Below are 22,714 nucleotides of genomic sequence, written 5' to 3'. Positions count from 1 at the left end.
CCGCACGAGGGTTCGCGGGGCGGTGTCACGAACGGCAACCGCCGTGAAACAGAGGGGAAACACGACCCTCGTAGCATCGGCGATGTTGATGCGATCAACATTCTCACACACGATCGGAAGGGGTCCCGTGGACCAGCAGCTCCCCCGCCAGATCGCCCTGGTGCGCGACGCACTGCTGCCCGACGGCCGTCGCGTGGACGTCGCGATCGAGGGCGACACGGTCGCCGCGATCGCCCCGAGCGGCACGCTCAGCGCGACCGCCGCAGCTGACGGCAGCGTCCTCGACCTGCACGGATCGCTGCTCCTGACCGCACCGGCGGAACCGCACGCGCACCTCGACAAGGCCCTGAGCTTCGACCGCATCCAGCCGCCGCTCGGTGACCTCGGCTCGGCCATCGACGCCTGGCGGGACCACGCGGTGACGATGACCGTCGACGACATCGCCGACCGCGCGCGGACCCAGGCCCTGACGATGCTCGCCGCCGGCACCACCGCCGTCCGGACGCACGTCGACGTGCTCAGCGGCCACGGTGAGGCGTCCCTCGACGACGCGACCCGCGGTGCCCGTGCGCTGGTCCAGGTCCGCCACGAACTCGCCGGCCTGATGGACATCGAACTCGTCGCCCTCGCTGGCCCGCACGCCCCTGATGCCCACGTCGAGGCCGTGCTCGACCTCGGCGTCGACCTGGTCGGTGGCGCGCCGCACCTGGCGGACGACCCCGACGCCGACGTCGACCGCCTGCTCGCGATCGCGGCACGGCGCGGGCTCGGGGTCGACCTGCACGCCGACGAGAACCTCGACGGACCGGTCACCCTCGACCACTACGCCCGCGCCGTGCGTGACTGGCCGCGTGACCGGCAGTACTCGGCGGGGCACTGCGTGCGACTCGGGACGCTCGCGCCCGACCGGCTCGCCGAGGTCATCGCGGACCTGGTCGCCGCGGACCTCGGGATCATCAGCCTGCCGATCACGAACCTGTACCTGCAGGGCTGGCAGCACCCCGTCGCGACACCGCGCGGCCTCGCACCGCTCCGCGCTCTGCTCGACGCCGGAGTCCGGGTCGCGGCCGGCGCGGACAACGTGCGCGACCCCTTCAACCCGGTCGGCCGGTCGGACGCCTTCGAGACCGCGTCGCTGCTGGTCAGCGCCGGTCACCTGACGCCCGACGAAGCGTGGTCGCTCGTCACCGACGGCGCCCGCAGCGTGATGGGCCTGCCCGTCGCCGGCGTCGCGGTCGGCGCCCGGGCGGACCTGATCGCCGTCGCGGCCACGAACCTGGTCGACGCCGTCGCGAACGCCCCCGCCGAACGGTCCGTGCTCTCCCACGGACGTCTGGTCGCCGTGACCGAGGTCCAGCGGAGCGTCGCCGCCGTCCGTCCCACCGAGCCCGCGGTCGTCTGACCCGGTCCACACTGCTCCGCGGCAGTCCCGTCCCCGTACCCCCACCGAGCACCGCAAGCACCGGAAGAAGAGGTAGCCGTGACCACCACAGCTCCAGCACCCGTCACGACGACGGACACGCTGCTCGACTTCGCGGACGTCGAGATGACGTTCCCGAACGGCACAGTCGCCTTGCAGGGCGTCGACCTGACCGTCGACCGCGGCGAGTTCGTCTCCGTCGTCGGCCCCTCGGGCTGCGGCAAGTCGACGCTCCTCCGGATCGCGTCCGGGCTCGAGACCGCGTCGCACGGCACGGCCGGTGTCGCCGCCGACCGGATCGGCTACGTGTTCCAGGACGCCACGCTCCTGCCGTGGCGCACGGTCCAGGGCAACGTCGAGCTGCTCGCCGAGCTGCAGAAGGTCCCGAAGGCCGAGCGGGCCGCCAAGGCGGAGCGCGCGATCGACCTGGTCGGCCTGAGCGGGTTCGAGACGAACCTGCCGAAGCAGCTCTCCGGCGGCATGCGGATGCGCGTCTCCCTCGCCCGGTCGCTGACCCTCGACCCGCAGCTGTTCCTGTTCGACGAGCCCTTCGGCGCCCTCGACGAGATCACCCGCGAGCGCCTGAACGACGAGCTGCTGCGCTTGTTCGTCGAGCAGCGGTTCGCCGGGCTGTTCATCACCCACTCGGTGTCCGAGGCGGTCTACCTGTCCACGAAGGTGATCGTCATGTCGGGTCGACCCGGCAACGTCGTCGGCCGGTTCGACGTCCCGTTCCCGATGCCCCGTGACCCGGACATCCGCTTCACCCCCGAGTTCGCCGAGCTCGTCGGCGAGGTCTCGCACGCACTCCGGGAAGGACACCGCTGATGGCCACGCTGCAGGAGGTCACCGAGGCCAGGACCGCGCGCGTCGCGGTCCGCCGCAGCCGCCCCCGTCGCCGCGTCATGTGGTGGCAGCCCGTCGTCGTCCTCGCGATCCTGGTCGGCATCTGGTACGCGGCCGCGGCGTACTACGACCACGTCCGGAACCTGGCGTTCCTGGTGCCGTACCCGCACCTCGTGCTCAAGGCCATCGTCGCGCCGACGCTCCCCGACGGCTCGCCGTCGACGTTCGGCAGCGACCTCTGGGCCGCCCTCGGTCGCACCACCGTCGTGTCGCTCACGGGCCTGGCGTTCGCGATCGTCATCGGTGTCGTCTGGGCGATGCTCATGGCCCAGGCGAAGTGGCTCGAGAACTCGCTCTACCCGTACGCCGTCGTCCTGCAGTGCGTGCCGATCCTGGCCCTCGTGCCGCTCATCGGTGCCCTGTTCGGCTACGAGTTCACCAGCCGCGTCATCGTCACCGTGATGATCGCGCTCTTCCCGATGGTCTCGAACACGCTGTTCGGCCTGCAGTCCGCCGACAAGGCGCAACGCGAGCTCTTCCGGCTGCAGCGGGCCGGCCTCGGCGCCGAGCTGGTCAAGCTCCGGATCCCCGCCGCGCTGCCCTCGATCTTCGTCGGCCTGCGGACCTCGGCCGGCCTGAGCGTGATCGGCGCGATCGTCGGCGACCAGTTCTTCCAGCGCGGCAACCCCGGGCTCGGCGTCCTGATCCAGGTCACGGCGTCGCGGCTGATGGGCCCGGAGCTCTACGCGACCATCATCATCGCCTCGCTCTACGGCGTCGCCGTCTTCCTGGTGTTCGGCCTGCTCGGTCGCCTGGCCGTCGGCCGCTGGCACGACTTCGGCTGACCTCCCCACAGATCCCCCCCCCCCGAAAAACTCACGAGCACCTCGAGACCCGCACCACGAACGGAGCCTCCATGCGCACCACCACCCGCCTCGGCGTCGCGACCGCAGCCCTCGCAGCGACCGCGATCGCCCTCACCGGATGCGCCGCCGGCTCGTCCTCCGGCACCACCACGAGCACCGCCACCGCGAAGGCGGCCACCGGACCCGCCGTCGACCTGTCCTCCGTCTGCCCGGCGAAGGTCGTCGTGCAGACCGACTGGAACCCCGAGGGCGAGCACGGACACGTGTACGAGATGCTCGGCCCGAACCCGTCGATCAACGCGTCCGACAAGTCCGTCACCGGTGACCTCTACGCCAACGGCAAGAGCACCGGCGTCAAGCTGGAGATCCGAGCCGGCGGTCCCGCCATCGGGTACTCGAAGGTGTCGTCGCAGATGTACCAGGACAAGTCGATCACCCTCGGCTACGTCTCCACCGACGAGGCCGTGCAGTTCTCCGGCAAGCTGCCCACCACCGCGGTGTTCGCGGAGAACGACCAGTCGCCCTTCGTCATCATGTACGACCCGTCCACCTACAAGGACGTCGACAGCATCAAGGACCTCGGCAAGGCCCTCGAGAAGAACGGCGGTGTCGTCCGCTACTTCAACGGCGCCTCGTACATGAGCTACCTCGAGTCGGCCGGCATCCTGCCGAAGAGCATCCTCGACGGCAGCTACGACGGCACCCCGGCCAAGTTCGTCGCCGCCGGCGGCAAGGACGCGCAGCAGGGCTTCGCGACCGCCGAGCCGTACATCTACCAGAACCAGGTCGCCGCCTGGGGCAAGAAGGTCGACTACAAGCTGGTCTCGAGCACCGGCTGGAACCCGTACCCCGAGACGATGTCCGTCCGCTCCGGCGACCTGTCGAAGCTGTCGCCCTGCTTGAAGGAGCTCGTCCCCGTGATGCAGCAGGCCGACGTCGACTACCTGAAGTCCCCCGGAGCGACGAACGACCTGATCACCAAGCTCGTGCAGCAGTACAACAACGGCTGGACCTACGACTCGAAGGTCGGCGCGTTCGCCGCGTCGCAGATGGTCAAGCTCGGCATCGCGAAGGACACCGACGGCTACATCGGCTCGATGGACGACCAGCGCATGCAGGACTTCCTGAAGAAGGCGGAGCCGATCTTCTCCGGAGCCGGGGACGTCAAGAGCGGCCTGGAGCCGTCCGAGCTCTACACGAACGAGTTCCTCGACAAGTCCATCGGTCTCGGCAAGTGACCCCGGGTGGTCGGCCTGGCCGACCACCCGTCGGCCCAGCCGACCACCCACCGGACTGGAGGCGCGGTGCCCGTCGCGCACCGCGCCTCCAGTCCGTCTCCCCCACCGACCTGCACCCCTCTTCCAGGAGTCCCCATGCCTGCAACCCCCGCCGCCCTCGAGGCGCTGCGCGCCGACCTCGCCGCCCTGCTCGGCGACCGCGGTGTCAGCGACGACCAGCGGACGCGTGAGCGCGCCTCCGTCGACGAGGCGACCATGAGCCCGATCCTCAGCGCGCAGCTGCCCCTCGGGCTCGCCGACCTGGTCGCGTACCCGGCGAGCGCCGACGAGATCGCCGCGACCCTGCGGGCGGCCATGCGGCACGGGGTCCCCGTGACGACCCGCGGCAAGGGCACCGGCAACTACGGCCAGGGCATCCCGCTCGACGCCGGCCTGGTCCTGGACACCAGCCGGGCGCGCGCCGTCGTCGAGGTCGGCGACGGCTGGATCACCGCCGAGGCGGGCACCACGATGGTCGCCCTCGAACAGGCGGCGGCCGCCCAGGGCCAGCAGCTCTGGATGTACCCGTCCACCGCGCAGTCCACCATCGGCGGGTTCCTGTCCGGCGGGTCCGGCGGCACCGGCTCGATCTCGCACGGGTCGAACTGGGAGGGGTTCGTCACCGCCCTCGACATCGCCCTGCCCGGTGCGACCGAGCTCGTGCACGTCGAGGGCGACGCGGCGCAGCCGTTCGTGCACACCTACGGCACCGCGGGCGTCATCGCCCGCGCGACCGTCCGCCTCGAGCCGCTGCAGGACTGGCGTGCGGTCTACGCGTCGTTCCCCACGTTCGAGCACGCACTGACCGCGGTGCGGACGCTCCGCGGACTTGTCCCCGCACCGCGGCTCGTCAGCGCGGACCGGGCCGAGGTCGCCGCGACCCTGCCCAAGGACGACGCGATCGCCACCGGGCGTGCCAGCCTGCGCGGGATCATCGACGACGTCACGCTCGACGAGGCCCGCGCCCTGATCGAGTCGGCTGGCGGTGTCGTCGAGGACGTCCGCGAGGGACTGCAGCAGACCACGAAGGTGTCCATGCTCTCGTACAACCACCCGATCTGGTGGCTCAAGCGGAACACGCCCGACACGGAGTACTTCCACGTCGAGGTCGGCGGCGAGGCCCTGATCGACCGGATCGCCGAGGTCGAGGCCGTCTACCCCGGCGGCATGCTCCACATCGAGGCAGCGCACGTCGGCCCGATCGGCATGCTCACCGCGCCGTACACCGGTGCCGAGGACGTCTACGCCGGCTACCCGGCCCTGCGCGACCTCGGTGTCCGCGTGCACAGCCCGCACCAGTACTACGTCGACCACGGCGTCGAGGAGCTCGTCGCCCTGAAGCACCGCACCGACCCCGACGGGCTGCTCAACCCGGGCCACGTCATCGACCCGTCGCTCGTCGTGTCCGGCGGGTCCACCGCCTCGGCGCAGCCCGTCGTCCCGGGGTTCGGCAAGTGACCGGCCGCCTGCTGACCGAGCTGTCCGGACCCGAGGTCGTCGCCCGGGTCACGAAGGACACCATCGTCGTGCAGCCGACCGGCGCCGTCGAGCACCACGGCCCGCACCTGCCCCTGATCACCGACTTCCTGCTCGCCGACCGCATCGGTGGCGCAGCGGTCGAACGGGCCGCCGCCGAGGGCCTGGACGTGTGGCAGCTCCCGACGCTCGCGTTCACGAAGTCCGACGAGCACAGCTGGGCCCCCGGCACCGTCTGGCTCGACGAGGACACCATGTTCGACACCGTCGTGCAGATCGGCCGGGCCGTCGCGCTCACCGGTGCCGGCAACCTGGTGTTCGCGAACGGCCACGGCGGGAACGTCGCGCTGCTGCAGGTCGCGCTGCGCGAGATCCGGAAGCGCCACGGCCTGAAGACCTTCCTGATGCCGACACTGGCCCGGGTCCCCGGACCGGACGGCGAGGACGCGGACGAACGCGGCTTCGGCATCCACGGCGGTGCGGCCGAGACCTCGATGATCCTGCACCTGCGCCCCGACCTGGTCGACATGTCGAAGGCGGAGCGCTGGGTGCCGGACCACCTGGCGGAGTTCGAGCGGATCCGCTTCAACGGCGGCCCGGTCAGCTTCGGGTGGCTGTCGAACGACTTCGGCACCCCCGGCGTCGTCGGCGACGCGAGCCGTGCGTCCGCCTCGTACGGACAGGCACTGTGGGACGTCTCCCTCGACGAGGCGGTGGCGTCCCTGCACGAGATCGCCCGCTTCGACCCGGCTGGCCGGGGATGACGTGTCCGTGGTCGGGGACGTCGTGACGGAAGGGGACGTCGACCCGGTGGGCACCGGGTCGCCCCTCCCCGACCCCTTCGAGCTCGCCGCACGGTGGCTGCCGGAGCCGGACTCCGGCACGACACCGCTGATGACACTGTCGACCATCGGCCTCGACGGGTACCCCGCGGCGCGCACCGTCCTGCTGTCCCGCTTCGACGGGCGCCGCCTGCACTTCCACACGGACCGTGCGAGCAGCAAGGCCGCCGAGCTCGCGGCGACCCCGCGGGCGGCGGTCACGATCCTGTGGCCGGAGCGGTCACGGCAGCTCGTCGTCACGGGGGACGTGACCACGGTCACCGGACAGGAGGCGCGACTCGCCTACACGGCGCGCACCCGGTACCTGCAGGTGCTCGCCTGGCTCAACGACCACGACCTCGCGGAGCTCGGCCCCGCCGAGCGTCGCGCGCGCTGGGCCGCGTTCACCCAGTCGCACGGCGGCCACGAGCTCGAGCCCCCGCCGGGCTGGGTCGGCTACGCGATCGACCCCGTGCGGCTCGCGTTCTGGAGCGGGGCCACCGACGCCCCGAGCAACCGGCTGCTCTACGAGCGGGCCAGCGACGGTCGGTGGACCGTCCGCCGTCGGGCGGGCTGAGGCCGGTCTGCCAGTCCTGCGGGTCCTGCCGTTCCGCTAGGTCGTGATCGGCTGGTGGAGCACCGCGAACGACGGTTCCCGGTCGCGCTCGATGTGTGCGAACGCCAGGGCCTCGGCCATCCGTTCGTTCCCGACGCCGATCGCCGCGGCGAGCTCGACGTGGTCGTGGAAGGCGTCGTGCACGTCGAGTTCGCTGGTCAGGGTGAAGAGCCACTGCACGCGGCCGGACACCGACCGCATCGACGCCTGCATCAGCGCGTTGCCGGTGGTCTCGACGATGGCCTGGTGGAAGAGCGTGCTCGCCTCGGCGATCTCGTAGGGGTCCCCGGCCTCGACCACGGCGTGCGAGTGCTGGAGCGCCCGTTCGATGGGCTCGACGGGGGCGCCACGGGCGACTGCCCGCGCCGCCAGCCCCGCGGCGCCGACCTCGAGCACCTCGCGCAGGTCGAACAGGTCGTGGATCAGCTCCGACGTCCATGTGGTGACGACGGCCCCGCGCCGCGGTGACGTGACCACGAAGCCCTCCATCTCGAGCATCGGGACCGCTTCGCGGAGCGGGACCCGCGACACCTCCAGCTCGTCGGCGATGCGGACCTCGGCGAGCCGGTGTCCCTGCGGGTACTCGCCCCGCATGATCGCCTCGCGGAGTCGTGCGTGGATCTGGCGCGGGAGCGAGGGCTGTGCCGTCGCGTCGTCACGTCTGGTCGTCGTCATCGTGGCCGTCCTCCCGGGGACCACCGGGTCGGGTGGTCCGGACATGCGACCGGACCACCCGACCCCGCGGGGTCACTTCTTGATGCTGAGCTTGCTGAAGTCAAGCTCATTCGCGCCGATGTTGTGGGCTCCGGGGACCCCGGCGAGCCACTTCTGCGCCAGGACCCAGTCCTTGTTGTACGACAGGTTGTAGTAGCAGCCGGTCGCCGCGTACTCCTTCGCGGCCGACACGTACAGGTCGTCGTCCCCGGTCGCGACGGCCTGGTTCAGCTTCTCGTCCACGCTCGGCACGTCGCAGCCGAAGTAGTTGATCCCGCCGGACTTGTCCCAGAAGACGTGCCCCCACATGTAGGGCGAGCCGCCGTCGGGGCCGTTGTTGCCGTCGAAGAACGCGTCCGGACCCGAGCTCGGGTCGTTGATCCACCCGAACACCTGCGAGGTGGGGTACGACTTGGCGGTCGCCGTGACGCCGAGCGCCTGCAGCTTCGCCGCCTGGATGTTGGCCATCTGCTGCGCGTTCGTGTTGCCGCTCGCGTAGCCGATCGTCATGCTCGTGCCCTTGGACAGCCCGGCGGCGTAGTCCTTCATCACCGAGGGCTTGTAGGTCAGCTCCTGCTCGTCCTTGCCGCCGGGGACCATGCCCTTCGCGTAGAGCGTGGTGGCGGGCTCCGAACGGCTGCCGAGGACCTGCTTGACGAGCGACTTCTGGTCGATGCTCTGCAGGAACGCCAGGCGTGCCTCCTTCGACGCGAAGAACTCCCGCGACGGGTTCAGCGTGACCAGCGCCGACTGCAGCGTGGGCAGCATGTAGCTGGCGTACTTCGTCGAGTCCTCGTACTTCGACAGGCTCGACGACGGCAGCGCGGCGACCACCGCCGACACGTCACCGCGGTCGAACGCCAGCTGCAGTGCGGAGACGTCCGAGTAGATCGGCAGCTTCACCGTCGTGAACGGCGACTTCGTGCCCCAGTACCCGTCGTAGCGCTTCAGGGTCCACGAGGTGCCCGGGTCGGCGGCGCTGATCGCGTAGGCCCCGGTGCCGGCGTCGTGCGTCTGCAGCCAGGTCTGGGCGTCGTCGGAGCCGGCGTGCTCCTGCAACGCGGTCGGCGACTCCATCTTCGGACCGAACGGCGAGGCCAGGTAGTCGAGGAACGCCGAGTTCGGTGCGTCGAGCGTGACCACAGCGGTCAGGTCGTCGGGCGTCTGCACGCTCTTGACGCCCTGCACCATGTAGGCGGCTCCGCCCTTGACCGCGATGCGGCGGTCGAACGCGACCTTCACCGCGGCCGAGGTGAACGGGGTGCCGTCGTGGAAGGTCACGCCCTTCCGCAGGTGGAACGTGTACGTCGTGTTGTCGCTGCTGACGTCCCACGTCGTCGCGAGCCGCGGTGCGATCTTCACCGAGTCGGTGTCGTCGGCGTACTGGACCAGGCCCTCGTACGTGTTGAGCACGATCGCGAGCCCGTTGTTGGCGTAGTAGATGTCCGGGTCCGGCGGCTGGCCGATGTCGCCGAGCAGCCCGACGGTCAGGGTGCCGTTCGTCGGGGCGGGGTTCGCGGTGCTCGCGCTGCCGGCGCCGGAGCACGCGGCGAGGGCGAAGAGGGGCAGGACCGCAGCGGCGGCGAGCGCGATGCGCGTCCGCCTGCGGAGGGTGCTGAGGCTCACGGGGTCTCCTTCGGGTGGGTGGTACCGAGGTGGTGGAGCAGAGGTGGTGTGGAGCAGAGGTGATGTGGAGCAGGGGGTGGGACGAGGTGGGGCGTCTCAGGCGAGACGCGGATCGGCGGCGGTCTGCAGCACGTCGGCCACGGTGTTCACGACGACGTAGACGGCGCCGAGCACGAGCGTGACGGCGGCGATGGCGGGGAAGTCCGACGTGGGGATGCTGTTCGCCAGGTAGTTGCCCATCCCCGGCCAGCTGAAGACCTGCTCGACGACGACGTCGCCGGCGAACATGAAGCCGAGCTGCAGTCCGGCCATCGACAGGGCCGGCCCGATCGCGTTCCGGACCACGTGGTGCGCCAGGATGCCGGCCTCGCCGATGCCCTTCGACCGGGCGGTCCGGATGTGGTCGGCGGCCAGGGTGGTCTCGAGTCCGGCGCGGAGGATCCGCCCGATCGCCAGGGCCGGCGCGATCGCCAGGACCGTCGCGGGGAGCACCAGGTGGGCGATCTCCGCACCGGGTCCGCCGTCACCACGACCGGACGCAGGCAGCCACCCGAGCTGGGCGTAGAACAGGATGATCCCGCCGAGCGCCAGCAGGAACGGCGGTGCGGTCGCTCCGATCAGCAGCACGCCGCGGTACACGCCGGCGAAGGGCCAGGACAGCGCAGCCGAGGCGGCGAACAGGGCGGCCAGGACCAGTGCGATCACGAACGCGGCCAGGACGAGTTCGACCGTCGCAGGCAGGGCCGACGCCAGGTCCGTCGCCACCGCGCGGTGGGTCCGGAACGACGTGCCGAAGTCGCCGTGCAGCGCGTTGCCGATGAACCGGAGGAACTGCACCGGCAGCGGGTCGTCCAGCCCCAGCCGGCTGCGTTCGGCTGCGACGGCCTGGCGCGAGGCGTTCGCGCCGAGGAAGGCGCGGGCTGGGTCACCCGGCGAGACCTGCTGCAGCACGAACACCACGGCGCTGAGGACGAGCAGCACCACGACGAGCGAGCCGAGGCGTCGGAGCAGGAACCTGGTCATGCCGGTCACCTCCTGGTGACGAGGGTTCGGATGCCGTCGCCGGCGAGGTTCGCGACGAGGCTGAGGACGAGGACGGCGACACCGGGGACGACGGGCACCCACCAGGCGCTGAGGAGCAGCTGCGTGTTCGCGGCCGTGTCCGCACCGAGCTCCGGCGCCGGCGACGGCTGCCCGAGTCCCAGGAACGACAGTCCGGCGAGCAGCAGGACGACGTTCCCGATGTCCAGGCTCGCGGTGACGATCGCGGTGGGGACGGCCCCGGGGACGACGTGCCGCAGGACGAGTCGCGCGCGGCTGACACCGGCGACCCGGGCGGCTTCGACGTGCGGGCGCGCGACGATCGAGCGGATCTCGGAGCGGATGATCCGCGCGTAGTACGGCCACCAGACGATCGAGATGCCGACGAGGGTGTTCGTCAGTCCCTGCCCGAGTGCGGCGACGATGGCGATCGCGACCAGGGTCGACGGCAGGGCGAGGAACAGGTCGGTCACGCGCATCAGCACGGTGTCGACCCAGCCCCCGGCGACACCGGCCGTGACACCGACGACACCGCCGACCAGCAGCCCGACCGCGACCACGGCGAGCGCCGAGAACCACGACGTCCGCAGGCCGTACAGCGTGCGGGACAGGACGTCACGGCCGATCGAGTCGGTCCCGAGCAGGTGCCCGGGGGTGCCGATCGGCAGCTGGACCCCGCCGACCGGCTGGATCGGGTCGGCCGGGGCCAGCACATGTGCCAGCAGGGCGACGAGGGTGAGGACGCCGAGCAGGCCGACGAGCACCCACGCGGTCCGGCGTCCAGCGTGCACGCCACCGGTCAGCGCGGCCGGGGAGAACCGTCGTGTGACGGCGACGGCGCTCACCGGGCCACCGCGATCTCGGGCACGGAGGCCACCAGCGTGCGCGTGTAGGGCTCCTGCGGGTCGCGGACGACGGCGTCGGCATCACCGATCTCGACGATCCGACCGTCGTGGACCACGGCGATCCGGTCACCCATCAGCCGGGCCACCGCCAGGTCGTGCGTGACGAACAACACGGTCATGTCGAGCTCCCGCCGCATGTCTCGGATCAGGTTCAGGGTCATCGCGGCGAGGGACGCGTCGAGCGCACTCGTCGGTTCGTCGCAGAGCAGGACCGCCGGACGGACGATGGTCGCCCGGGCCAGCGCGACCCGCTGTCGCTGACCGCCGGACAGATCGGCGGGTCGGAGTCGGGCGACCGACGTCGGCAGGCCGATGCCGTCGAGGGCGGCGGCCACCCGGCGCTCGGTCTCACCGCGGCCGAGCCGCTGGGCCGCGAGTCGCTCGCCGAGGGTCTCGCCGACGCTCATCCACGGGGTGAGCGAGGACCCAGCGTCCTGGAACACCATCTGGGCACCGCCGTCCGCCAGCGTGATCGAGCCCGACGCCGCGGGGACGAGCCCGGCGACGGCGCGGAGCAGCGTGGACTTGCCCGAGCCGCTCTCGCCGACGATGGCCAGCGCCTCGCCGGCACCGACGGTCAGGTCGACCCCCTGGACGGCGTGCACGGTCCGCCGACGACGGCCGTGTCCCGAGGTGTACGAGCAGACCAGCCCGGAGACGACGACCGCGGGTGCGGCGTCGCGGTGCTCGGGCAGGACGTCGGCGACGCGGTCGACGGGCTCGATCGTCGCGGTGGCGTGAGCGCGGACGGTCTCGGCGGACACCAGGCACGCGGCTCCGTGGTCGGGCGCGGGCTGCGAGTCCGCCAGGGTCGGCATCTCGGTCGCACAGCGGTCGAACGCGAGCGGGCACCGGGCGCGGTAGGGGCAGCCGACGACCCGTTCGGCGGCGTCGAGTGTGTCCGCGGGCAGGGTCGGCAGCTGCGCGTGGCGGTCCAGCGACAGCGACAGGCGCGACCGCATCAGGCCCACCGTGTACGGGTGCGCCGGCGCGGTGAGCACGGCGTGCGCCGGACCGACCTCGGCCAGCCGCCCGGCGTACATCACGGCGATGCGGTCGGCGATCTGCGACGCGACACCCAGGTCGTGGGTGATGAGCAGCACGCTGCAGCCGTGCACGTCGCGGAGTTCGCGGAGCAGGTCGAGCAGTTGCGCCTGCACGGTGACGTCGAGCGCGGTGGTCGGCTCGTCGGCCACGACCAGGGCCGGACGTCCGGCGACGGCGATCGCCGCCATCACGCGCTGCCGCAGGCCACCGGAGAGTTCGTGCGGGTAGACGCTGAAGCGCATCGCGGGGTCGGGCACGCCCATCGCGTCGAGCAGGGCGATCGCACCCGCCCGGTCCTGCCCGGTCTCGGTGATCTGCCGACCCACGCGCATGGTCGGGTTGAGCGAGGTCATCGGGTCCTGGAACACCGCGCCCAGGGCGGTTCGCCGGGTCTCGCGCCGTGCGGCCTCGGGTCCGTGGGCCATGTCGGTGCCTGCGACCTCGACGGTGCCGGTGACCTCGGGGTGGGCGGCCTCGGGCAGGAGTCCGAGCAGGCTCATGGCGAGCATGCTCTTGCCCGAGCCGGACTCCCCGACGAGCCCGACGATCTCGCCGGCCTCGATGTCCAGGTCGATCCCGCGCAGCACCTCGGACCGGGCCCCGTCGCGCTCGAGCGAGAGCCGCAGGTCCCGCACGCTCGCCACGGCGGTCATGCCGCGCCGCCCCGGGTGGAGAGGTGTGCGGCGATCGCGCGCGGCTGCGTGAACCAGACCCGGTCGCGCTGCTCGGTCATGTGGCGCAGCGCCCGGTCGAGCGCCCGCAGGCGGAACGGTGCGCCGGAGATGAACGAGTGCACGACGACGCTCATCACGAGCGGCTGCTCCTCGGAGCGTTCGAGCAGCTCGTCGAACTCGTCGACGATCATGTCCGCGAACTCCCGCGCGGATGCCCCGCGTCCGATGATCGTCGTGCTGTCGTTCACCTCGAGGGCGTACGGCAGCGCGGTGATCGCTCCGGACGGTGTCGTGAGGGTGACCGGCCGGTCGTCGATGCGCAGGTCGAGGAGGTACCGGTACCCGGCGTCCACCAGGTTGTCGAGCGTGGACGGCGTCTGCGTCAGCCAGGGGCTGGACCAGCCGCCGGGCGGGGTGCCCTCCTCCGCGGTGATCCGGGCGGCGACGGCGGCCAGGTACGCGGCTTCGTCATGCGTGGACAGCCCGGCCAGCGAGTCGGAGTTCGAGATGCCGTGCCCGACGAACTCGGCACCGAGGCGCCGCGCGGTGGCGACGAGCTCCGGCGCGGAGTCGTAGACCGCGGTGTTCAGCAGGACGGTCGGTGGGATCCCGGCACGGTCGAGCCGCTCGAGCAGCCGGAACGCGCCGACGCGGTTGCCGTAGTCGCGCCACGAGGTGTTCACGAGGTCCGGCACCGGCACGTCCGGCACCACGTCCTCGGTGCGGCCGACGCCGAACCGGTACTCCTCGAGCCCGACGGCGACGTAGACCGCCAGGCGGCGGCCGTCCGGCCAGGCCGGTCCCGCGGGCGCGGTGATCGGGCGGTAGGGCCAGAGCCCGTGCCCCGGTGGGACGGTGTCCTGTGCGGCGGAGGCCACCGTCTCCGGGAGCGTGCTGTCGTGCGTCATGCGGTCCACCTGTTCATGCCGACATCGGTCCGGGCGGCGCGGCGCACGACGGCGTCGTACGCCGGCAGCAGCGCGTCGACCGAGGCCCACGTGCGTTCGAGTGCCGGTCGGCGCGCGGCGTGCAGCTCGCGGGCCTCGGCGAGGAGTGCGGTCTCGTCGACCGAGACGACCTGGCCGCCCTCGGCGACCACGCGCCCGGCAACGAGTGTCATCCGGACGCTGCCGCCGTTCTCGCAGTACACGAGCTGGCCGCGCAGGTCGTTGAAGGGCGTGAACGCCGGGGCGTGCAGGTCGAGGAGCACCAGGTCCGCCTGCGCGCCGACGACGACGCGACCGATCTGACCGGTCCGCCGCATCGCCGCGGCACCGCCCTCCCAGAGCGCGTCGAGGACCTCGGCCGGAGCCGGCCAGTCCTCCGCGTCACGTCCGGAGACGTTGTGCACCAGACCGGCCTGCTTGACGACGCCCCACGTGTTCACGGAGTCGTCGCAGATCGCCTCGTCCACGCCCAGCGCGATCGTGATCCCGCGGTCGCGCATCGCCCGGAACGGCATCACCCCGCTGCCCAGCCGGAGGTTGCTCACCGGGTTGTGCGCGACGACGGCACCCGCGTCGGCGATCAGGTCGAGGTCGTCGTCGTCGACCCACACGGCGTGGATGACGTTGACGCGGTCGTTGAGCAGACCGAGGTCCGCCGTGTACCGGACCAGGCTGCGGCCCGCGAACCGGTCCTGCCCGGTGCCGGGGACGGACAGCGCCCGCTGCGTGCGGGTCTCGAGCATGTGCGCGAACACCGGCAGGTCGTGCGCGCGACTCAGGTCGTCGAGCGCTCCCCAGTACTCCGGGCTCACGCGCTGCGGGGCGGAGACGGAGACCGCGGCGGACAGTCGGCCGTCGGCGGCGCCGTGCCAGGTCCGGACCAGGTGGTCGTACGCGGCGAGGAGCTCCGGTGCGGCGGCGGGTGCCGGCGCCCGGAGCGCAGCGGCGAACGCGTCGTCAGCGCCGTCGAGGAACGGCAGCTTGTCCGCGTCGGGCAGCTCGGGCTGGTCGAGGGCGACGGTCGCGCGGATGCCGCTGTCGGCGTAGGCCTGCATCACCGCGTCGATGATCGCCGGGTCGGGCGTCGGCATCAGGAACGCGTCGTCCTGCACGCTCGTCGTGCCGGTCCGCAGCATCTCGAGCGCACCGAGCATCGTGCGGAGGTAGGCCTCGCGCGGCGTCGGTGCCAGTGCCGGGTCGGCGGGCGATTCGTAGAGCATGAAGGTCTCGAGCGGCCGGCTGCGGAACGCACCCTTCAGGTGGTTCGCCGGCGAGTGGAAGTGCGCGTTCACCAGGCCGGGCACGACGACGTGGTGCCCGGCACCGTCGACGACGCGGACGTCCACCGGGGCTGCGGCACGGGCGCTGGGGCCGATCGCCGCGATGACGTCGCCGTCCACGAGCACGTCGGTGGGCCCGGTCATCCCGGAACGTTCGTCCGGGGCCCACACGAGCACGTCGGTCAGCAGCACGCTCATCGCCAGACCTCGCTCGTCGTCGGGGAGCCCTCGGGAGCGGCCCAGGTGGAGGCGCGCGACGTCGACAGGCCCTGCGCGAGCAGCCCCTCGACCGCCGTCGTGGCCGAGGCGACCCCGTCGACGACCGGCACGCCGAGCGCGGCGGTCAGCGACTCCACGAGTTCGGTGAGGCCCGCGCAGCCCAGCACCACGGCTTCCGCAGCATCCGCTGCCAGCGCGGCACGAGCCTCCAGGACGAAGGCGTCGAACGCCGGGCCGGCGCCCGCCTCGATCTCCGCGACCGACACGTCGACGGCGCGCACCGTGCAGCGGTGCGCGAGTCCGAGCGAGGCGACCACCCGGTCCGTCATCGCGCGGGTGCGCGGCGGCATCGTGATGACCGTGAACCGGTGGGCCAGCAGCGACGCGGTCTGCAGCGCGGCCTCGGTCATGCCGACCACGGGGCCAGCCGCACGTTCACGCGCCGCCGGCAGGCCAGTGTCACCGAAGCAGGCGACCACGTAGCCGTCGACGCCGTCGCGCTCGCCCTGCTCCACCTGGGCCAGGATCCCCGCGGCGCCGAAGACCTCGTCGACGTGCGTCTCGACGGTCGCGGGTGCTCCGGTCGAGTGGCTCGCGCTCACCGTGGTGCCGGGACGGGCGACCGCGCGGGCTGCTGCCAGCACGGCGGCGGTCATCGGCTCGCTGGTGTTCGGGTTGAGGATCCGCACGTGGGTCATCGCTGTCCCCCCGACGCGACGAACGACGTCGTGATGCCGTGTTCGGCCAGCAGTGGGGCGACGCCGTGGCCGCTGATCGCGACGCGAGCCGCCTCCGCACCGTGTCGGGCGGCGTCCTCCGGGTCGGCTCCCGCGACGTGCGCGGCCGCGAAGGCGCCGCAGAACGCGTCGCCAGCACCGGTCGAGTCGACCGGTGCCACGGCGACGGTCGGCACCACGACGGTCCCGCGCGACGTCGCGACGACGCATCCGCGCTCGGCGGTCTTGATGACGACCACGTCGGCGCCCGCGTCGCGGAAGCGCGCGGCGGCGAGCGTCAGGTCGGCGGTGCCGGCGAGCGCGACGGCCTCGACCTCGCTCGGCAGGAACACGTCGCACGTCGGCAGCAGGGCGAGCAGCGCGCGCTCGTTGCCGAGCACGTAGTCCTCCTGCAGGTCGAGGTAGACCACGGTGTGGTCGTGTGCGGTCTGCTCGCGCAGCCACGGGCCCATGGCGAGCTGCGACCGCAGGCTCATCGCGGACACGAGCACGCCGTCGACGTCGAGCGCCTGCGCCGCGACGTCCTCCGGGTACACCGACATCGTGTCGAAGGCGTCCTCGCCGGACAGCAGGTCCCAGACGCGCGACCCGTCCGCCGCGTAGGTGATGCGGTTCCGGATCGTGGCACCGTCACGGGGCCGGGTCGCCTCGATCCGGATGCCGGTCCCGGCGACGGCCTGGAGGAGCGGTGCCGGCAGGTCCGTCCCCACCGGTGCCAGCATCCGGACGTCCGTCAGCACGCGGCGCGCTGCCAGGGCAGCGAAGAGCGCGTCGCCGCCGAGGGCGGTCGTCGTGGTGCCGTCGACGACCAGGTCGTCGATCGTCAGGTTGCCGATGCAGAGCAGCGAGCCGTCGGTCACGGGGTCCGCCCGTCGGCTGCTCCGGTGGTCACCAGGGCGGTTTCGGCGGCTTCGGCTGCTTCGGCTGCGCGGAACTGGGCCATCGCGAGCAGGTAGCCGGTCAGCTGGGCCGGCAGGACGGTGAGCAGTGGGCTCAGCGGTTCGGCGACGGCCGGCAGGGTCAGGACCTCGTCCGCGACGGCGTCGAACGCGTCCACGCCCTCGGTGGTCACGACGACCACGCGGCCGCCGAAGCGCTTGGCCTCGCTCGCCGTGTGCACCGCGCGTGGGACGGAGGGGCCGGCGGGGGCGATGACCCAGATCGGCTCACCGGTCTTCAGGGAGTTGTAGTGGTGGAACTCCTCGACCTGGGTCGCCTCGGCCCGGTCGGGCGTGCACTCCTTCACCTTCGCGGCGCCGATGATCGCGGAGCCCCAGCTCGGGCCGGCGGCCGAGAACAGGAACGTGCCGCTGTCGTGCTCCCGTTCGGCGATGGTGGCGAGCTGCGGTTCGAGTGCGGCGATGACCTCGGCCATGCGGTCGGGGATCTCGGCCAGTTCGGTGCCCAGCGCGGCGGCCTCGGGGTGGTGCCGCAGGACACCGACGCGGGTGCCCAGGTCGAGCAGCAGCGCGAGCGCGGTCGTGGAGGACTGCGTCGGCCACCCGACCCGGGTCGCGCGGAGCAGCAGGGTGCGTTCGCTCTCCTGGTCGAGCGTCGAGCCCGCGGTGTTGGTGATGGCGACCGTCAGGGCACCGGCGTGCTGGGCGATCAGCGCGGCCTCGACCGTGCGGGTGGTCTCCCCCGAGCTCGACAGTGCGATGACCACACTGCGCGGGGTCACCAGCGGGGCGAGGTAGTAGGCCAGGTCGAGGCTCTGCACCGGCTCGCACGGCACCCCGAGCATCGTCTCGAGCAGCTGCCGTGCCGCGATCGCCACCGCGAGCGAGTCGCCCGCACCCGTGACGAACACCCGGTCGACGTCCATGCCCGCGATGACCGATGCCAGCTCGGCCAGTGCCTGGTCGTTCGCCGCGAGCGTCTCGCGGATCCGGTCGGGCTGCGCGATGAGTTCCGGGTACGTGGCCTCGTCACGTGCTCGACGCTTGGGGTCGAGCGGGTGGTCCGTCGGGAGGGCGACGATCGAGGCGTGCTCGGCGGCGGAGACCCGCTCGACGACGGCCTGCTGGCGGGCGTCGAGGGGGCTGCCTGCACCGATGAAGGGGCTGGGCGGGGTGCTGGTCATCGTGTGGCTCCGGTGGTTCGGGTGATCTGGGGGTCAGGACGTGACGGGTGTCAGGACGTGACGGGGGGGGTCAGGACATGACGGGGGTCAGGGCATGACCGGGGCGAGTGCGCCACCGAACTGCGCCGCGACCGCGGGGTCGACCCGGGCGTCCGGCGCGGTCGACTGCTTGATCGCGCTGCCGAGGATCGCCCCGTCGGCACCACGCACCGTGTCCTCGATCGTGGCGAGCGACACCCGGCCGCCGATCACGAACGGGACGTCCGGCACCGACTCGCGCAGCCTGGCGATCACGTCGAGCGCATCGCCGACACCGCTGTCCCGCGTGACGACCAGCACGTCGGCGCGTCCGAAGTCGCGCGAGACGACCGCGGCCCACTCCGGCGTCGACGCGAGCGCCAGGCTCGTGGCCTCGTGCACGTCGGCCCAGACCTCGACGTCGCTGCCGACCAGTCGGCGCATGGCGGCGACCTCGTGCGCACACCCCTCGATCCACCCGGTCGGCCCGATCGAGACGCCCGTCAGCACCTTCACCCGGATGAACGAGGCGCCGATCGCGTGGGCGATCGCCACCGCGCTCGGTCCGTCGTTGTGGCCGACGACCACGCCGACCGGGATGTGGACGGCCGCGGTGACGGCGGCGCCGATGACGGCGAGCGCTGCGACAGTGGGGGCTCCGACCGTCACCGCCTGCGGCATGTCGCTGGCGTCCTGCACCATCACGTGGGTGAAGCCGGCGTCCTGCAGGACGACCGCGTCCTCGGCCGCACGCACCGCGATCTCCTGGACGGAAGCGCCCGCGTAGTTGACCGCGCCGGGCAGGGGCGGGAGGTGGAGGACACCGACGAGGCGGAACGCGTGAGGCATGCGAGAACGGTATACATTCGGGTGTTTCCAGCGAGTCAACGCGCGTTACGACGGTGTTACGAAGCGCTGGAAACACCGATCCCGCCGCGAAATGCCTGATCACAGGCTGGGTGTACCAGGTTCACGCAACCGCTGACCTCTGTCAGTCGACCAGTCTGTATACACAGGGAGGACGAGGTGGACTCGCGACGAGCCGTTCGACGCACGAGGCTGTCTCACGCACGGTACAGACGAACGGAGACGTCGGCGAGCACGATCGCCGCTCGTCCACGTGGGAGCGATGGTGCCGCCCCGGACGCGCAGCTGCCACGCCGATCCCCTAGACTCCTCCTGGTCGCGAAGCTTCTCGAAGCTCCACGACCTTGCGCCCCGACGGTCTCGCCACCGTCGGGGTGCTTCTTCGTCCAACAGGGCGCAATGGCCAGGATGGGCCTCCGAGCCCACTCCGCCACTGGGGCTGAGGCGCGTTCGGGAGCGACTCGCCACGGCGGCGAAGGGCGGTCCTCCCGCGCACAGGACCTCGTCGACCTCGCCCTGATCGCCACCCCTCTGCCCTGCGACGCCGCGCGCTGATCGCTGCGCAACAGTTCAACGGCCGGTGCAGGTGAGGTGTGTCGGCCGTCAGTCACGCCGCACTGCGCTCGAGGGACGCACCGAACATGCGCCACGGCCACTCACAGAAAAACGAAAACCCCCGCGTGAACGGGGGTTTTCTGTGGGGGGCGTTTACGAAACTCGCCGATCCGCGCCAGCGCGCCGATGGACGGCGATCGCGAACAAGCCGCATCCACCGCGGCCGTGATCCCGTCCCACTCTAGGGATAGGACAACGTCCTGACCGGGGGTTTCTGATGACGCAGCATGGAGCACCGGAACGTCGGCGTCCTGTCGCTCAGCTAGTGCTCCAGGCCAACGACGGCCCGTAGCTCAGCAGGCGCTGCTCCTCACGCCGCTCCGGTACTCAGCGCCTCAACGTCATGGTCCTCGCCGCGAGGCGCCCCTAGATCGGGGTCCGCGTCAGCGTCAGCATCAGCATCAGCATCAGCATCAGCATCAGCATCAGCATCAACATCAACATCAGCATCAACATCAACATCAACATCAACATCAACATCAGCATCAACATCAAGGTCGACCGTGTCCAGGAAGTCTCGGTCTAGAGCTTTAGCAAGCAGAAACGCTTCGACGAACTTCTTCTCGGGCTTGTTGAGATGTTGGTAGTCGACGAAGCAATGTGCAGGCGCTACGGATTGACTTGCAGGCCGCGGTACCGCGGAATCATCGACCGCTCGCGTCCCCGCCCTCTCCACCTCACCCACGGAGCATGCCAAGACACCACGCGACTGCCGCGCGTTCTTCGAGTGCCAGTCCCTCGCGTCTTGGGCCGTCGTCAGGAACTCGCGAGCGAAAGAAGGCTTCCGGAGATCAGAGCTACTCATCGGGCCGAAAGCCTGACTTGAAACCTTCCCGTCGTTGAGCATCGGGTCGGTAATCTGGCGGAACATAAGCTCGGCGGCATCGGTCATACGGACCTCCCCTCCGAGAAGCGCTTTGAACGGACTCATCGCGACGTCTCCCTTACGAAGGACTTCGCTTTCGCGAGGTCGTCGGTCTCAACCGATGTCGATGAGAGCGAATCAACAGCAAGATCGAAAAGGTAAAAAGACAAGCCGGGTGATATCTCGATGTTCGTCACGAAATCCGGCGAGGACCATTCCAGCTGAACGCCCCCATCGACCATCGGGAAAATTCCAGGTAGGGATCGCTGGCTCTCCAGGACTGCCTCTAGGATCTCGCGCGCCGCGTCTAGAGCAAGGAAATCAATGGGCTTGCCTTCACCGTCTTCCGACCAGCCTTCCTCCAAGGTGGCCAGCTCAATGAATCTTCTCGACCAGGGCTTACTGTCGAGCGTTAAAGCGTTCACTTCACTCGTCTGAAGCAACCTGGCGAGTTTGGTGCCGTGATACCTGAGCGTCCCCTTCAGACGAACGATGGTGCGCTTCTCAGGGCTGTCCAAGTGCTCTCGGAGTTCGGGCGTGAGGGTATCGCTCTTGTAACGCCCGCTGATCTTGTGCCCGCCGTATCGGAGAGGCACCAGTTTGAAACTACGAGTCTCCGCATCAAGTTGCACAAGATGGCCGGCAACCTCTCCGAACTCGGAGGTTTTCTCGAACGCGATCTCTTGGGCGGCGGGAGTCAAAGCTTCGGCACGCCTCGCAGCAAGCGGTCGAATTCCGCGGTTGCGAAGGGTTGGAGTGATCTCAATCCGACGGCCACGATCGGCCGAGATACTGAACGATGCTGCATCCGATATGGACGAGCCGAGCGCCAGGAATTCGGGCTGGTCGAGAAGGGGCAGGTCTAGCGGCTGCGGCGAAACAGCTTGAGGATTGCTGTCGTCAAGCCACTGCTCAATAACTGCAATCTCGCGTTCAAGCTCGCTTCTACCACGTTCGAAGTAGGGCTCGTATGCCGACTTGCGCGACTCAAGTACTGACGTTGCACTGCCAGGCTTGATATCTTTCAGCACGAGCGAAAACGATTCGTCGAAGTCGCTGGGGAGGCCCTCGCCCGGATGTTCCTTCTCCCACTCCAGCTCTGCTGCCGCGCGGACGAGCTCCTGATATCGCTGAAGCTCAGCCAACGCAGCAACCGGCATGCGGCCGCCTTCAAAATCCCGGCCGTCCATTCGCAGCTCTGCGAAGGGCAGCGCACTATCAGCCTCCGGGTGTTCCGACTCGGGACGTGGATCGCTCACGCTCGCGAGACTACCTCAACCTCACCTCGTCACCGCGCACACCCAAGAGTCCCGGGGCCTAAGTCCAAGCGGCGTACTGCGCCCCCCGTGAGCCGCGATTGCGCTCGCTGCGATGCCTAGCGGCGACTCTCAGCTGGCCGTGCGCCAGTGCGTCGCAGTACGGCTCGCGGCGTCGTCGAGGTTTGAGGTGCAGACCAAAACGGAACGCCCCTCCGCTCAGCGGAGGGGCGTTCCGTTCTTCCTTTACGGCTCGCGGATGAGCGGGCAGGGGACGGTTCCTTCCGGTCGCGCGCTCGGCTTTGGCTTCGCCCGAGTCTGGTCCTTGATGGCGAGCCTGAAGGTCGGTCGGGAGAGGGTGGCGTTGTGCGTCTCCTGTGCGTTGCGGTCTCGGTGGTAGTGCATGGCCCACGAGGCGTTGCCGTACTGGTTGAGTCCTTCGGCGAGTGTGTCGGTGTTGGGGTAGTAGAGGTTTCCCTCGATGCGCGGCTGATTCAT

Annotated in this window: 21 protein-coding genes; 7 read left to right on the top strand and 14 right to left on the bottom strand. The window is 70.6% G+C overall.

Annotated features, from left to right (window positions below):
- Positions 1-127: 127 nt before the first annotated feature.
- The 7 genes from OXR63_RS01420 to OXR63_RS01390 all read left to right on the top strand — a co-directional run bounded on the left by OXR63_RS01420 (position 128) and on the right by OXR63_RS01390 (position 7,283).
- A complete protein-coding gene (locus OXR63_RS01420) occupies positions 128-1,402 on the top strand; it encodes an amidohydrolase family protein (RefSeq protein ID WP_267419552.1) in 1,275 nt (424 codons plus the stop codon).
- 78 nt (positions 1,403-1,480) lie between these two features.
- Positions 1,481-2,248: an ABC transporter ATP-binding protein gene (locus tag OXR63_RS01415; protein ID WP_267419550.1), complete on the top strand. Its 768-nt coding sequence runs from the start codon at positions 1,481-1,483 to the stop codon at positions 2,246-2,248.
- Complete coding sequence (locus OXR63_RS01410) at positions 2,248-3,111, top strand: ABC transporter permease (protein WP_267419547.1); 864 nt, start codon at positions 2,248-2,250, stop codon at positions 3,109-3,111. The genes OXR63_RS01415 and OXR63_RS01410 overlap by 1 nt, the downstream gene beginning before the upstream one ends.
- A gap of 71 nt (positions 3,112-3,182) precedes the next feature.
- The gene (locus tag OXR63_RS01405) at positions 3,183-4,370 is read left to right on the top strand and encodes an ABC transporter substrate-binding protein (protein WP_267419545.1); all 1,188 of its coding nucleotides are present in this window, start codon (positions 3,183-3,185) and stop codon (positions 4,368-4,370) included.
- Positions 4,371-4,505: 135 nt separating this feature from the next.
- The gene (locus OXR63_RS01400) at positions 4,506-5,867 is read left to right on the top strand and encodes an FAD-binding oxidoreductase (protein WP_267419544.1); all 1,362 of its coding nucleotides are present in this window, start codon (positions 4,506-4,508) and stop codon (positions 5,865-5,867) included.
- Positions 5,864-6,649, top strand: a complete 786-nt coding sequence (locus tag OXR63_RS01395; protein ID WP_267419543.1) for a creatininase family protein — start codon at positions 5,864-5,866, stop codon at positions 6,647-6,649. Before OXR63_RS01400 ends, OXR63_RS01395 begins: the two co-directional genes overlap by 4 nt.
- 7 nt (positions 6,650-6,656) lie before the next feature.
- Positions 6,657-7,283, top strand: coding sequence for a pyridoxine/pyridoxamine 5'-phosphate oxidase (locus OXR63_RS01390; RefSeq protein ID WP_267419542.1), 627 nt, complete (start codon positions 6,657-6,659; stop codon positions 7,281-7,283).
- A 36-nt stretch (positions 7,284-7,319) separates the two neighbouring features.
- On the opposite strand, the gene OXR63_RS01385 is transcribed toward OXR63_RS01390, so the two are convergent.
- The 14 genes from OXR63_RS01385 to OXR63_RS01320 all read right to left on the bottom strand — a co-directional run bounded on the left by OXR63_RS01385 (position 7,320) and on the right by OXR63_RS01320 (position 22,714).
- Positions 7,320-7,997, bottom strand: coding sequence for a GntR family transcriptional regulator (locus OXR63_RS01385; protein ID WP_267419541.1), 678 nt, complete (start codon positions 7,995-7,997; stop codon positions 7,320-7,322).
- Positions 7,998-8,069: 72 nt separating this feature from the next.
- On the bottom strand, positions 8,070-9,662 hold the full coding sequence (locus OXR63_RS01380; protein ID WP_267419540.1) for an ABC transporter substrate-binding protein: 1,593 nt from the start codon (positions 9,660-9,662) through the stop codon (positions 8,070-8,072).
- A 96-nt stretch (positions 9,663-9,758) separates the two neighbouring features.
- Positions 9,759-10,685 (bottom strand): ABC transporter permease, encoded by a 927-nt coding sequence (locus OXR63_RS01375; protein WP_267419539.1) that lies wholly within the window; start codon positions 10,683-10,685, stop codon positions 9,759-9,761.
- A gap of 5 nt (positions 10,686-10,690) precedes the next feature.
- Positions 10,691-11,548 (bottom strand): ABC transporter permease, encoded by an 858-nt coding sequence (locus tag OXR63_RS18290; protein ID WP_267419538.1) that lies wholly within the window; start codon positions 11,546-11,548, stop codon positions 10,691-10,693.
- Complete coding sequence (locus tag OXR63_RS01365; protein ID WP_267419537.1) at positions 11,545-13,308, bottom strand: oligopeptide/dipeptide ABC transporter ATP-binding protein; 1,764 nt, start codon at positions 13,306-13,308, stop codon at positions 11,545-11,547. The genes OXR63_RS18290 and OXR63_RS01365 overlap by 4 nt, the downstream gene beginning before the upstream one ends.
- A complete protein-coding gene (locus tag OXR63_RS01360) occupies positions 13,305-14,237 on the bottom strand; it encodes a hypothetical protein (protein ID WP_267419536.1) in 933 nt (310 codons plus the stop codon). Before OXR63_RS01360 ends, OXR63_RS01365 begins: the two co-directional genes overlap by 4 nt.
- Positions 14,234-15,754, bottom strand: coding sequence for an amidohydrolase family protein (locus tag OXR63_RS01355; RefSeq protein ID WP_267419535.1), 1,521 nt, complete (start codon positions 15,752-15,754; stop codon positions 14,234-14,236). Before OXR63_RS01355 ends, OXR63_RS01360 begins: the two co-directional genes overlap by 4 nt.
- Positions 15,751-16,473, bottom strand: a complete 723-nt coding sequence (locus OXR63_RS01350; RefSeq protein ID WP_267419534.1) for an aspartate/glutamate racemase family protein — start codon at positions 16,471-16,473, stop codon at positions 15,751-15,753. The genes OXR63_RS01355 and OXR63_RS01350 overlap by 4 nt, the downstream gene beginning before the upstream one ends.
- Positions 16,470-17,372 carry a carbohydrate kinase family protein gene (locus tag OXR63_RS01345; protein ID WP_267419533.1) on the bottom strand — a complete coding sequence of 301 codons (903 nt, stop codon included), beginning with the start codon at positions 17,370-17,372 and terminating at the stop codon, positions 16,470-16,472. Before OXR63_RS01345 ends, OXR63_RS01350 begins: the two co-directional genes overlap by 4 nt.
- The gene (locus OXR63_RS01340; RefSeq protein ID WP_267419532.1) at positions 17,369-18,595 is read right to left on the bottom strand and encodes an SIS domain-containing protein; all 1,227 of its coding nucleotides are present in this window, start codon (positions 18,593-18,595) and stop codon (positions 17,369-17,371) included. The genes OXR63_RS01345 and OXR63_RS01340 overlap by 4 nt, the downstream gene beginning before the upstream one ends.
- Before the next feature lie 87 nt (positions 18,596-18,682).
- A complete protein-coding gene (locus OXR63_RS01335; protein WP_267419531.1) occupies positions 18,683-19,462 on the bottom strand; it encodes a BtpA/SgcQ family protein in 780 nt (259 codons plus the stop codon).
- 943 nt (positions 19,463-20,405) lie between these two features.
- On the bottom strand, positions 20,406-20,987 hold the full coding sequence (locus tag OXR63_RS01330; protein ID WP_267419530.1) for a hypothetical protein: 582 nt from the start codon (positions 20,985-20,987) through the stop codon (positions 20,406-20,408).
- Positions 20,988-21,022: 35 nt separating this feature from the next.
- Complete coding sequence (locus tag OXR63_RS01325; protein ID WP_267419529.1) at positions 21,023-22,219, bottom strand: hypothetical protein; 1,197 nt, start codon at positions 22,217-22,219, stop codon at positions 21,023-21,025.
- Between the two features lie 243 nt (positions 22,220-22,462).
- Positions 22,463-22,714, bottom strand: a complete 252-nt coding sequence (locus tag OXR63_RS01320; RefSeq protein ID WP_267419528.1) for a hypothetical protein — start codon at positions 22,712-22,714, stop codon at positions 22,463-22,465.

Source organism: Curtobacterium sp. GC_Cur_3 (assembly GCF_026544205.1).
Taxonomy (GTDB): Bacteria; Actinomycetota; Actinomycetes; order Actinomycetales; family Microbacteriaceae; genus Curtobacterium.
Note: the sequence above shows the minus strand (reverse complement) of the source record. Positions and strands in the feature narration are given on the sequence as shown.

Bases quoted from the DNA above. Each gene is read 5' to 3' on its own strand.
- OXR63_RS01335 (WP_267419531.1), bottom strand. From the start codon at position 19,462: ATGCCTCACGCGTTCCGCCTCGTCGGTGTCCTCCACCTCCCGCCCCTG.
- OXR63_RS01355 (WP_267419535.1), bottom strand. From the start codon at position 15,754: ATGAGCGTGCTGCTGACCGACGTGCTCGTGTGGGCCCCGGACGAACGT.
- OXR63_RS01360 (WP_267419536.1), bottom strand. From the start codon at position 14,237: ATGACGCACGACAGCACGCTCCCGGAGACGGTGGCCTCCGCCGCACAG.
- OXR63_RS01340 (WP_267419532.1), bottom strand. From the start codon at position 18,595: ATGACCAGCACCCCGCCCAGCCCCTTCATCGGTGCAGGCAGCCCCCTC.
- OXR63_RS01410 (WP_267419547.1), top strand. From the start codon at position 2,248: ATGGCCACGCTGCAGGAGGTCACCGAGGCCAGGACCGCGCGCGTCGCG.
- OXR63_RS01365 (WP_267419537.1), bottom strand. From the start codon at position 13,308: ATGACCGCCGTGGCGAGCGTGCGGGACCTGCGGCTCTCGCTCGAGCGC.
- OXR63_RS01405 (WP_267419545.1), top strand. From the start codon at position 3,183: ATGCGCACCACCACCCGCCTCGGCGTCGCGACCGCAGCCCTCGCAGCG.
- OXR63_RS01330 (WP_267419530.1), bottom strand. From the start codon at position 20,987: ATGACCGATGCCGCCGAGCTTATGTTCCGCCAGATTACCGACCCGATG.
- OXR63_RS01320 (WP_267419528.1), bottom strand. From the start codon at position 22,714: ATGAATCAGCCGCGCATCGAGGGAAACCTCTACTACCCCAACACCGAC.
- OXR63_RS01385 (WP_267419541.1), bottom strand. From the start codon at position 7,997: ATGACGACGACCAGACGTGACGACGCGACGGCACAGCCCTCGCTCCCG.
- OXR63_RS01350 (WP_267419534.1), bottom strand. From the start codon at position 16,473: ATGACCCACGTGCGGATCCTCAACCCGAACACCAGCGAGCCGATGACC.
- OXR63_RS01375 (WP_267419539.1), bottom strand. From the start codon at position 10,685: ATGACCAGGTTCCTGCTCCGACGCCTCGGCTCGCTCGTCGTGGTGCTG.
- OXR63_RS01400 (WP_267419544.1), top strand. From the start codon at position 4,506: ATGCCTGCAACCCCCGCCGCCCTCGAGGCGCTGCGCGCCGACCTCGCC.